We start from the raw sequence: 12,184 nt of genomic DNA on the forward strand, positions 1-12,184 counted from the left end.
CCATAATTTTAATCATTTCTTTTGTAAACTCTTCTTCTATATCTTTATTTACATCGAAGATTAATTCATCGTGTACTTGTAATAATAATTTTGCATCAACATTTGTTTTTTCTAAGTACTCGAATACATTAACCATGGCTATCTTAATAATATCTGCAGCAGTCCCTTGAATAGGCGAATTCATCGCAATACGTGCGTTTAAGTTTGCGACAATTTTATTCTTAGCATTAATATCCGGCAAAGCTCTTCTTCTATTGAATAAAGTTTCAACATAACCATGCTCTTTTGCAAAGTCTACAATATCTGTCATATATTTATCAACACCTTTAAATGTTTCTAAATATTTATCGATAAATTCTTTTGCACGTTTTCTAGTAATGCCTAGGTTGTTAGACAGCCCAAAATCAGAAATTCCATAAACAATACCAAAGTTAACTGCTTTAGCTTCTCGACGCATTGACGAAGTTACTTCATCAAGACTAACTCCATTAACATCACTAGCTGTTTTAGTATGGATATCTACATCATGTTTAAATGCATCTATCATACCTTTATCTTGTGCAATATGAGCTAGTACTCTAAGCTCTATTTGAGAATAGTCGATTGACAAAATCACTCTATCTTCAGAAGCTGGAACAAATGCTTTTCTAATTTTTTTCCCCTCTTCAATTCTCGTTGGGATATTTTGAAGATTTGGATTTACTGAAGATAAACGCCCAGTTTGAGCTAATGTCTGTTCATAACGTGTATGAATTTTTCCTTCACGAGTAATATCTTTCACTAATCCTTTTGCATAAGTTGAGTTTAATTTTGTAATTGTTCTATACTCCATAATTAATGGAATAATCTCATGACTATGTTGAAGTTGTTCTAATACCTCTACAGCTGTAGAATATCCAGTTTTCGTCTTCTTAACAGGCGGTAGTCCTAGATCTTCAAATAACACAACTCCAAGTTGCTTAGGTGATGCTATGTTAAATTCAGAACCAGCTAAAGTATATATGCTAGATTCTAAAGTTTTTATTCTTTCATCGAACTCAACACTCATTTCCTCAAGAGCTTTTTTACTAACATGTATTCCTTCAAATTCCATATTAGCCAACACTTTAGCAACTTTAATCTCTATATTTTTATAAAGGTCTGTCATATTTTCTTCAGCAAGTTTTTCTTCCATTAGCGGCTTCATTAGTGAAATACACTCTGCTACTTCTGAAATATAAGGATTTATCACGTCTTGAGTAGGTAAAGTTCGTTTTGCACCCTTACCATATACTTCTTCATCGCTACTTATTATTTTTCCAAGATAATTAAATACAATTTTATCAATTTCAATTTTTGCATTCACATCAATTAGATAAGATGCAATTTTAACATCAAATACTTCTCCGTTAATATCAACACCATTTTTCTTCGCTATAAATAAAATCTTTTTAAAGTCATATACGGTTTTAACCAATTCACTTTGAAGATATTCTACTACAAATTCATTAGTGAAAAATTGTTCTTCACTAAAAATATAAGCAACTCCTTCTTTAAAGACTACTATTCCTACTACATCTGAATTATGATAATCTTCAGTATAGCACTCAACATGAAGCGAGCTTCCTGTAAAATCAATTTTCGTGTTTTCATCTGCTGAAATAATATTAATTTCTTTTTTAGGAGTAACTGTTTCTTCATTAGCTACCTCTACATCTTCAATAGAACTTTCTTGTGATAATCTTCTTAAAAACGAAACAAACTCAAGTTTCTCAAATAGTTCTCTCTTAAGTTCCATATTCTCACTATACGTTAAATCTTCCAACTTATTATCAACTGGAACTTCAGTATAAATAGTTGCTAGTTTCTTACTTAATAGAGCATCTTCTCGGCCTTCTGTTAGACGTTCTTTAAGTTTTTTACCACTAATATTATCTATATTTTCTAGTACATTCTCTACAGTTTTATATTCAGTTAATAGTTTTATAGCAGTTTTTTCACCCACTCCTGCTACACCAGGAATATTATCGCTCTTATCTCCCATAAGACCTTTCATGTCAACGATTTGTTCAGGAGTTAAACCATATTTTTCAGCAATAAACTCAGGCGTATAATAATCTATATCCGTTACACCACGTTTTGTATAATAAATAGTGATATTCTTACTTGCTAGCTGTGTTAAGTCTTTATCTCCAGTTACTATTATTACTTCTAGTCCTTCTTTTTCAGCAATCTTAGCATAGCTTCCAATAATATCATCCGCTTCATATTCAAAATGTTCTTCATACTTAATTCCATAAGAATCTAAAAGTTCTCTAACATACCCAAATTGTTCAACTAACTCACTAGGTGTTTTATCTCTAGTTCCTTTGTACGCCTCATAACTTTGGTGCCTAAACGTCTGTTTCCCCTTATCAAAAGCAACTAACGCATACTTCGGATTAGTATCTGCTAATATTTTTTCTAACATTAATGTAAAACCATATACACTGTTTGTATATAAACCTTTTTTATTTTTTAAAGCTGGCATAGCATAAAAAGCACGATAACTCAAACTATTTCCATCTATTAGTATTATCTTATCCATTTAAATCTCCTAATTTTTATCTTGAAAACCACAAAAGAAAACGACTCAAAATCACGATTTCAAAAATGATTTTTGAGTCGTTCAGTACATTTAATTTTACATTGTAAAATTCTTATAAACTATGTTTATTTTATAACAAATAAGCATCTAATTTATTTTATAATTATTTATTTTACAACAATTCATAAATAATTTCTATTTTCTTCTTCCAAGAATGATGTTCAACCTCTTCTAGTAAATCAGCAGGAATTTCACGATTGTCTCTTGTTCTTTCTATCATTAATTCTAAAGCCCCTACAATCCTTTTTACGAACGCAGGTTTTTCTTCTTCTACCGCTTTATCTGTATCGTAAATTGTAGGCATTTCTATATATTCTATTATTTCTGAATTGTTAATCTTATCTCCAAGGAACTCAATAAGCCCTTCTATTTCAGTAGCAACCACTCTTAAACCACTACCTAATGCTTCTACTGCGATTAATCCTAGTCCCTCAAAGTAAGACGGTAATATAAATACATCTTTATGTCTCATAATTTCACCTAAATGAACTTGATCTACAGCATTATAAATTCTAATCTTTGTAGAATCTCCAACTAATTGCTCAACTCTTGGTCTATCCTCTTCTTTCAAATTCCCTATTAATTCTAATTCTACATTATCGTCTTTTTCTTCTAATAATCTGAACGCCTTAATCAATTCATAGAAACCTTTTGACTCATCAAACTTTCCTGCATATAAAATTTTAACATTATCATGTTTTTCATATTTTTTCACAGGATAAAAAATCTTCTCATTATACCCAGCACCTATATTTACAATTCTTTCCTTAGGATAATTATAAATATTTGAAATTCCTTCTATAACACCACTACTCAAAGCTAATATCTTATCCAACTTCTCTAGATTTTTAACATATTTATCTTTCATAGTTCGGTTCTTCTCAGCTTGCCTTATATCCGTATTATGACAAATACCTATTACCTTTTTATCTTCAAAAACATCACACACTATCGAACTTAAAATCCATAAATGATGAGTAATAATCACATCAGGTTTAAACTCATTTCTGGCTACTTCTAACTTCTTACGAAATGCTTTTTGCCACTCTTCCATCATGTCATCTGTCATATTTTTATATAGAGTATTTTCATACGGCATAATATCACTCATTCCAACAATAGGAAAACTTATATCCTTGCCTTGAAATTCAACTTCATATTTTTCATCAACAAAATTAAAATTATACTCCGGTGTTGTAGCATAAACAGCTGCTTGTTTAACATCAAATTGTTTTAAACCTTCAATAACATTAGTAAAATACACACCACTCCCAGTTTTAATCGGTAATTGAGCTAACACATGTAAAATTCTCATAATAATTATCCTCTATTTCATATTTTCCATCACTTATATTATAACCTAAATTCCACTTTTTTTATAGTAAACGTATTGAATTAAAAAATATAAAAAATCACTCAAAGACATTTACTTCAAGTGATTTTTCAAATTTTTATTCTCTTATCCTAGACTACCTAGGCTATAACTTAAAAGTCTTTATTCACAGAATTTTATTATAAACAATAACCTATCGTTTTTTTAATTCTATCCTCAAGCACTACAAGTCGCAGCTTCTTTCTCATCTTGACTTTCTATGTAATCATTTTTGTTATAGAATGCATTTCTGTAAGCTTTTGTGTTAAACGGTTCTATTAAGTTAATAATAGTATATCCATCTAATCCAAGTTTTTTACATACAGCTTTACTTTGTTCAGGTTTATCGCTATAAACAAAGATTTCCGATGATTTGTCTAGCTTATCTAATACACTATCTATTTCTTCAGATGAGACTCTAATTTCATCATCATTTAAAATTTCACTACCTAAATTTAAAAATTGTTTATTCTCACTTGCTGAAATTCGATATTTGAATTCTGATAATAAAGCATTACTATAGATAGCTTTTCCATAGTCATATTGTTTTATACCATCACCTATGTGAAGTTTAGTAAACCCTCGTTCTCTTAATAGTTTTTCAGTATTACGCGAAGTAACATCAACTACACAATATAAGATTATATCTTTATCTTTATAATCATCAAGCACATCACTACCATTTTTAAAAAGCTTAATCGGTAGGTTTACAGCATTTATCGCATGCCCTCTTGCATACTCTTTTCGCCAACGAACATCCACTACTAATGCTTCTTCAAATGTTTTTTTCTCCACATCAGCTCCAGCAATTCTACCTGGTTTACCTTTCAGTAATTTAAGCCAAAAAATATATAATGCAAAAATAATAATTAATAACGCTATTACAATAATTAAGAATATATTCATTCAGTTTACTCCTTTCATCATATAACTATATTTTAGCATACATTTTGTATTTTTAATAATAAATTGTATTGTGATATTACGGAAATTATTTTGCTTTTTTTAATAATTAAGAGTAAAATTATATTATAGATATTCTTAAGAAAGGAGAACTACATGAAAATTTCTAAAATTAGTAAGATCGATAATAAAAATTTCAAACTTGAAACTTCATTACTCTTCGATGGGATTTTAGTAGGATTAGCTGCCGGTATTGTAGGTGCAAGTTATAGACTTCTTATCGGTTACAGCGAAAAACTCGTTCACCACACCGCAGACTTTATCAAAACCGGCTTTATTTACAAAATATCACTCTTACTTATATTAATAATACTCGCATTATTTTCAGGCTTCTTATTAAAACGAGAACCTATGGCTAGTGGTAGTGGAATACCCCAAGTATCAGCAGAAATTACCGGTAGACTTAATTCCAATCCATTACGAGTTCTTATTTATAAAATAATAGGTGGTTTAACAGCGAGTCTAGGTGGTCTGTCACTTGGTCGTGAAGGTCCATCAATTCAACTTGGGGCAATGAGTGGAAAACTCGTATCTAGAATATTAAAAAAGAATAATATTAAAGAAAAATACTTAATTACATGTGGCGCGAGTGCTGGTCTATCTATCGCATTTGGCGCTCCACTTGCAGGAGTTTTATTTTCTATAGAAGAAGTCCATAAACAAATTACAAAAAAAATAGTAATCTGTTGTTTTAGTGCTGCTGTGGTAGCAAATATCGTTGGTCAATATATCTTCGGACTTACAGCTATCTTTAAATTTCCGGATATACCTTATGTCGAAGTAAGTATTTATCCTTGGGTTGCTTTACTAGGAATTCTATTAGGATTATTTGGGACATTTTACAATGTTACTATAAAAATACTTTTTAAAATTTACGAAGTGCTAAAACTTAATATAGTATTCAGACCACAAGTAGCTTTTCTTATTTCATTTGTACTATTTATTTTTTATCCAATAGTACTAGGAAGTGGTCATAGTTTAGTAGAATTTTTAATTGAGAATAAATTCAGCTTTATGTTTTTATTAACTTTATATTTTATAAAAACTTTATTTTCTCTTGTATCATTTACATCAGGTGTTGCTGGAGGTATATTCTTACCTATATTAATCCAAGGTGCAATTCTTGGTACATTATTTAGCAACTTCTTTGATACCAAATATACTGCTTTATTCGTAATATTATCAATGTCTGGATACTTAACTGCAATTGTAAGAAGTCCTATTACATCTATCATACTACTATTTGAAATGACACAAAAACTAAATTACTTCCTACCTATAGCACTTTGTTGTCTATTCTCATACATGACTGCAAATATTCTTGGTACAAAACCAGTTTACGAATATTTGCTAGATCGAATATTAACAAGTAATAAACTAGAAGATAACGAATTAGAAATGGAAGTAGAAATCTTAACAACAGTTTCTAATGATAGTTTCTTAGTCGGAAAATCTATAAGAGATATAGATTGGACAAACGGGGTTCTTATATCACAAATAGAACGTTCAGGTCGTGAAATAGTACCAAAAGGTACAACTGTTTTAGAAGCTAATGATAAACTTACAGTTATTATGCCGAAAGAAAGTGTCGATCTATTCTTAAGGAAATTTAGTAAATAAGATAAAAACGGGAGTGACTCAAAAATCATGATTTCGATTTTGGCAAGTCACTCCCTAAAAATTTATTAGATATCAATAGATTACTACATCTATCAGTTTTCATATAAACTTTTTTAAAATTTAGGACTTTTTAGTTAATCCCTTTTTATCTTTATATTACATTAAAATATTTTAAAGCATTTGTAATTCCATCATCATCTACGCTTGTAGTAATGAAATCAGCAATTTCTTTTACATTTTCTCCAGCATTTCCCATTGCTACACCAATTCCAGCGTGTTTAAGCATATCAATATCATTACCACCATCTCCAAATGCCATAGTTTCCTCTAATTTAATACCAAAGTGTGCGATAACCGCATCAATCCCAGTATTTTTCCCACCATCTTTTGGAATAACATCTGTGAAATGGTTAGTCCAACGAGCTGCTTTTGAATTAGGCATATATGCTAAAAAGTCTTTCTCTTCCTCTTCTGATACAAAGACATTAAGTTGATATATTTTTTCGCTAATAGCCTTATCATACGCTAATGGATCTTCCTTAAAACGATTAGGATCCCCTAATTCATCTTCAAGCCATTTAACTCGCGAATTTTTAAGATTCATAAATGCTCCATCCAATAAAGCAAAATCACATGCAATATTATTCTCTTTAAAATAAGGAAGAACATTTTTTATATCTTCTTGAGATAATATCTTATCGTTTAAAACTTCGCCCGATTCTAAATAGCAATACTGACCATTTATCGTTACATAACCATCAAATTTAAAATCTAATAAATCATTTAAAAATGTAGTATGAAATGGCGCTCTTCCTGTCGCTATAAATATTTTAATTCCTTTTTCTTTTAACTTCTTTAAAGTATTTGCTGTATTCTCTGGAATAGTCTTAGTTTTAAAACTTCTTATCGTTCCATCAATATCAAAAAAAATCGCTTTTATATTCGTCATTATTATTCTCCATTTCCATATAATTTAATAACACTATTTCTCGTTTTTAAATCATAACCAATTAATAGTTTTATATCTGTCTCTTCTTTTCTAATTACACTAAGAAGCATACTAACCGTCTGCTTTGCTGCATCTTCTAAATCAAATTTTATCGTAGTTAATGGAGATTTCAATAGTGCTGAAGATGTATAATCTCCAAATGCAGCAACCGAATAATTCTCACCAACACTTAATCCAGCTTCTTCTAGTGCTTTTATCGCTCCATAAGCCAAGTTATCCGTAGCACAGATTAAACAACTATCTTCTTTTAGTTTTTCAATATTTTCTTTTACTACTGAGTATCCCTCTTCCATACCAAAATTCGTAATTAATACATTTTTAGGCGATAGATTATACTTTTCTAATGTCCTAACAACTCCTAATTTTCTATAATATCCTACTGCAATGTCTTCTTCACTTACACCTAAATAAGCTATTCTCTTATGACCTTGAGCCAATACATAGTTAGTTATATCTCTAGCAGCATTAAAATCATTATACTCAACACTATATGTGTATTCTCCTTCTTGACCAAGCATTACAACAGGAACATCTATAGATTTTATCGTACTTTCGTATGTTTTACTCATTGTAGTCGGTAGTAAAATTATTCCATCCACATTCATTCTCGCTAATTTTTTTATATACTCTAACTGCTTATTCTCATCAAAATTAGCATTCATAATTAATGTTTCATAATTATTATTTTTCAACTCTTTGTCGAGATATTTTAAAGTATTTCCACTAACGTACGAGTGTAAACATGGAACTATTACTCCAATTATTTTACTATCTGTACTTTTTAATGCTTTTGCAAAAGTGTTCGGCGTATAATTGTACTTATCTACTATTTCTTTAATTCGTTCATATGTTTCTTTTTTTAAATTTCCACCATTAAAATACCTAGAGACAGTAGTAGTTCCTACTCCAGCCATTTTTGCTATATCTACTATTGTCAGTTTCTTCATAGATTACCTCCTTGAGTTACAATCTTAATTATATACGATTGAAGAAAATAAATAAAGAAGAAATTGGAAGAACTTTATTCCTTTTATCTAGTTTGAACCAAAAAGAAGATATGAAAACTGATTTAAAAATCAGATGATATTTCAACTTGCTTTTTCAATATAAATTCAAAGTATTTTAATTGCAAAAAACATATTTATATAGTTTAATATAAATATGTGCAAAAAGTGAAAAAAATATGTATAAATTATGGAGGTAGCTATGAATCTATATGAGCAAATAGGAGAAGAAAAAATTGATCAATTAGTTATGTATATGTATGATGACATCATACCTAATGATGATAGAATTAATCTTTTATTTAATGATGGATTTGAAAAAATAAAAATAGAACAAAAAAGGTTTTTTAGACTCTTTTTAGGAGAACCAGGTCATTCTGTATTCGCCACACCTGATTTGAGAAAAAAACATATGAAGTTACCAATCTCAATAAAAGAAGCTAAGTATTGGTTAGAAGACTTTGAATTAGCTTTAAGTAGATTAGATTTAGATCCTGCGATAAAGAAATTTTTTAGTCAAAAAATCAATTCATTAACAATGCAGATGATTAATACAATATAAAACACGAGGAAAATGCTAGAATCCTAGGAAGTTGGATTTTCGATATCTAACTTCCAGAATCAACATGGCTTTTCCTCGTGTACTTATTATGCAATTATTTCATCTTCATCTGACCTAGAGAATATTTCTCTAAGCATTTCAGGAGAAGAGGTAGCAACAAATTTAATTGAAGTTTTTATGTTTAAAAGAAATGCTTCATCTTTATGAATTCTATTGGCAGTTAATGCACCTTGAATACTAGTGAATAACCACTCACTGACAGGATTACATACGTCTTCTGGTAAATTTCTGTCGAATAATCCATCAGCAAGAAGTAGACGCCAATTTTCAAGTATATCACTACATTTTTCTGCAATTATAGGAGAAAGTTCGGCAGTCTCCATCGCAAGCAATGTAAGTGAAAATCCACTACGTTTACAGGCTTTACCTTTTGATATAAAAAGTTCAAATACAGTTGTTAAATACTCCTCTAAAGTCCCTATTTTAGGAGAAATCGATTTAAATTCTTTTTTAACATTACTATTGATTTTATCGAGTGCTTCTAAATAAATTTCATCTTTTCCTTTTGGGAAATAATAATATACGCTTCCCTTAGGGGCTCTAGCTTTTTTTATAATATCCTGAACACTTGTCAGAGAATAGCCCTTAGTTCAAACGTTTTGGACAGTTGTTAAAATAATGTTTTCTTTAACTTTATTATTTAACGTCATGTCATTCACTCCCTTGCTTATTATTATAATTTTATTATACAATTTTATAATAGGAAAATCAATAATCTATAACAAAAATTCTATTTTTTATTTGCATATACAAATCCTAAAGTTATAATAATGATAACGCAAAATAAAGTTATAAATTTATAATTAGTAACAACTTATAATTCAATAATATAAAAATCATATTATCGGATGTTAATTTTATTTATAATCTAACCTATAGTAATTTTCTAAACGCTTCTACTTTGTCTGTTCTTTCCCAAGTGAATTCTACATCTTCACGTCCAAAATGACCATAAGCTGCTGTTTTCTTGAAGATTGGTTTTCTTAAGTCTAACGTTTCGATAATTCCATTTGGTGTTAAACGGAATTCTTCTTTAATAGTTTTAACGATATCTCCTTCATCTACTTTTGATGTTCCGAATGTTTCTACAAAAATCGATACTGGGTGTGCTACTCCAATTGCATAAGCTAACTGAACCTCTGCTTTATCACAGATACCACTAGCTACGATGTTTTTAGCGATATATCTAGCCATATAAGCTCCTGATCTATCTACTTTAGTTGCATCTTTACCACTGAATGCTCCACCACCGTGACGAGAGAATCCACCATATGTATCAACGATAATTTTACGTCCTGTAAGCCCAGCATCTCCAACTGGTCCACCAATTACGAATCTTCCTGTTGGGTTGATGAAATACTTAGTATTTTCATCTAGTAAATCTTTATCTAAACATGGCTCGATTACGTATTTTTTGATATCAGCGTGGATTTGTTCTTGACTTACATCTGCATCGTGTTGTGTAGAAACTACGATAGTATCAATTCTATTAACTTTGTGGTTCACATCGTATTCGATTGTTACTTGAACTTTTCCATCTGGACCTAAGTATGTAAGAGTACCATTTTTTCTAACTTCTGCTAATTGTTTTGAAAGTTTTTGACTTAGGTAAATTGGTAGTGGCATAAATGTTGGAGTTTCGTTAGTTGCAAATCCGAACATAAGACCTTGGTCTCCAGCACCTACTTCATTTTCTTCTTTTTGCTGTTTTGTTTCTAATGAATTATCAACTCCAAGAGCAATGTCTGGAGATTGTTTATCTAAACCAACAAGTACTGAAATGTGATCACCTGAGTATCCTTTATTAGGATCGTTATATCCTATTTCATTAATTGTATCACGTACGATTTGTTGGAAGTCAACATTTGCTGTTGTAGAAACCTCTCCTACTAATACTGCTAATCCTGTGTTTACACAAGTTTCACAAGCTACACGTCCGTATGGATCTTGCTCTAAAATCGCATCTAAAATCGCATCTGACACTTGGTCAGCAATTTTATCTGGGTGTCCTTCTGTAACTGATTCTGATGTAAATAAATATGTTTTGCTCATTTCTTTCTCCTAAAATATTTTTGTCTGATATTAATACAAATCTCCTCTAGAGCCTTAATATCTTTTTAATTATAAAAATAAAAGACCTTATCTTATAGACAAGGTCTTAATTTATTACCTCATCGTTCAAAGTAAACTTTGCTAAGGAAAGCACCTTAATCAATTGATTAGGTTGCCGGAGTTCAACGGGCCTTATCCCTCACTCACTCTTGATAAGTATTTATATTTCTTTTATCAGCATATTTGATTTTAATATACTTTCTGTCATTTGTCAAACATAAAGCATAAAATCAATATTCAATATTGTATTTACTTCTTTCACTAAGAATTTTCTTCTTTAACTTCTCCGCTTCTTCAATAGGGATTGATAGAAATCATCTTATCGATCTGAATTTTTTCTTTTTCACTCTTAACACACAGAAGAGATATTAATATTATTGTTACATTATCCTTCTTCTATGATATAATTAACTTGTCGTTGATAACAAATCAAATCCTGCGATAGTAGGAGGTGATAAAATACTTTTATGGAAATACTTACTCAAACAGTGCTTAACATTACGACAAATATAGTTTCATATTATATTTGTAAATGGCTTGATGAAAAGCACTCTAATATGCAACGATAAGCCTTATTATGTTCATCATAATAAAAACACTAGCATTGTAACGGGTGCTAGTGTTTTACTTTTATGTTTTTACTTACTCTTTATATCTATATTCTAAACTAATATCAGCTAATTGTCAAATAAAATTCTTGAAATGATATAATAAAATCAATATTCAATATTGTATTTACTTCTTTCTTGGAGAATTTTCTTCTTTAACTTCTCTGCTTCTTCAATAGGAAGACAGTGTATTGATAGTTTGCTATATATCCCCGTTATTTCTATATTTGCCAATTTAAACTTTTTAG

At 29.9% G+C, this 12,184-nt stretch carries 9 protein-coding genes and 1 riboswitch; of the genes, 2 read left to right on the plus strand and 7 right to left on the minus strand.

The annotated features are described in order from the left end of the window. From polA to RWS90_RS06845, 3 genes are all read right to left on the minus strand, one after another. On the minus strand, positions 1-2,566 hold a 2,566-nt coding region (gene polA / locus RWS90_RS06835; protein WP_314549880.1), incomplete at its 3' end, for a DNA polymerase I. Between the two features lie 172 nt (positions 2,567-2,738). Beyond that, entirely contained in the window at positions 2,739-3,941 is a 1,203-nt protein-coding gene (locus RWS90_RS06840; RefSeq protein ID WP_314549882.1) for a glycosyltransferase family 4 protein, read from the minus strand. A gap of 234 nt (positions 3,942-4,175) precedes the next feature. Further along, a complete protein-coding gene (locus RWS90_RS06845) occupies positions 4,176-4,904 on the minus strand; it encodes a rhodanese-like domain-containing protein (protein ID WP_314549883.1) in 729 nt (242 codons plus the stop codon). A gap of 153 nt (positions 4,905-5,057) precedes the next feature. On the opposite strand from RWS90_RS06845, the gene RWS90_RS06850 reads away from it, so the two are divergent. Further along, entirely contained in the window at positions 5,058-6,581 is a 1,524-nt protein-coding gene (locus tag RWS90_RS06850) for a ClC family H(+)/Cl(-) exchange transporter (protein ID WP_314549884.1), read from the plus strand. A gap of 151 nt (positions 6,582-6,732) precedes the next feature. Here RWS90_RS06850 and RWS90_RS06855 read toward each other — a convergent pair whose 3' ends face one another. After that, a complete protein-coding gene (locus RWS90_RS06855; protein WP_314549886.1) occupies positions 6,733-7,530 on the minus strand; it encodes a Cof-type HAD-IIB family hydrolase in 798 nt (265 codons plus the stop codon). Positions 7,531-7,532: 2 nt separating this feature from the next. Continuing rightward, on the minus strand, positions 7,533-8,537 hold the full coding sequence (locus RWS90_RS06860; RefSeq protein WP_314549887.1) for a LacI family DNA-binding transcriptional regulator: 1,005 nt from the start codon (positions 8,535-8,537) through the stop codon (positions 7,533-7,535). A 259-nt stretch (positions 8,538-8,796) separates the two neighbouring features. Between RWS90_RS06860 and RWS90_RS06865 the strand changes: the two genes are divergently transcribed. Beyond that, entirely contained in the window at positions 8,797-9,156 is a 360-nt protein-coding gene (locus RWS90_RS06865) for a protozoan/cyanobacterial protein, globin family (RefSeq protein WP_314549890.1), read from the plus strand. Positions 9,157-9,242: 86 nt separating this feature from the next. On the opposite strand, the gene RWS90_RS07870 is transcribed toward RWS90_RS06865, so the two are convergent. Then, positions 9,243-9,791, minus strand: coding sequence for a TetR/AcrR family transcriptional regulator (locus RWS90_RS07870; RefSeq protein WP_399541599.1), 549 nt, complete (start codon positions 9,789-9,791; stop codon positions 9,243-9,245). A gap of 298 nt (positions 9,792-10,089) precedes the next feature. Continuing rightward, a complete protein-coding gene (metK, locus tag RWS90_RS06875) occupies positions 10,090-11,268 on the minus strand; it encodes a methionine adenosyltransferase (RefSeq protein ID WP_314549893.1) in 1,179 nt (392 codons plus the stop codon). 116 nt (positions 11,269-11,384) lie between these two features. After that, a riboswitch (SAM riboswitch) is annotated at positions 11,385-11,487 on the minus strand. Positions 11,488-12,184: the final 697 nt, after the last annotated feature.

The organism is uncultured Gemella sp., assembly GCF_963529685.1.
GTDB lineage: Bacteria > Bacillota > Bacilli > Staphylococcales > Gemellaceae > Gemella.

Bases quoted from the DNA above. Each gene is read 5' to 3' on its own strand.
- RWS90_RS06840 (WP_314549882.1), bottom strand. From the start codon at position 3,941: ATGAGAATTTTACATGTGTTAGCTCAATTACCGATTAAAACTGGGAGT.
- RWS90_RS06845 (WP_314549883.1), bottom strand. From the start codon at position 4,904: ATGAATATATTCTTAATTATTGTAATAGCGTTATTAATTATTATTTTT.
- RWS90_RS06850 (WP_314549884.1), top strand. From the start codon at position 5,058: ATGAAAATTTCTAAAATTAGTAAGATCGATAATAAAAATTTCAAACTT.
- RWS90_RS06855 (WP_314549886.1), bottom strand. From the start codon at position 7,530: ATGACGAATATAAAAGCGATTTTTTTTGATATTGATGGAACGATAAGA.
- RWS90_RS06860 (WP_314549887.1), bottom strand. From the start codon at position 8,537: ATGAAGAAACTGACAATAGTAGATATAGCAAAAATGGCTGGAGTAGGA.
- RWS90_RS06865 (WP_314549890.1), top strand. From the start codon at position 8,797: ATGAATCTATATGAGCAAATAGGAGAAGAAAAAATTGATCAATTAGTT.
- metK (WP_314549893.1), bottom strand. From the start codon at position 11,268: ATGAGCAAAACATATTTATTTACATCAGAATCAGTTACAGAAGGACAC.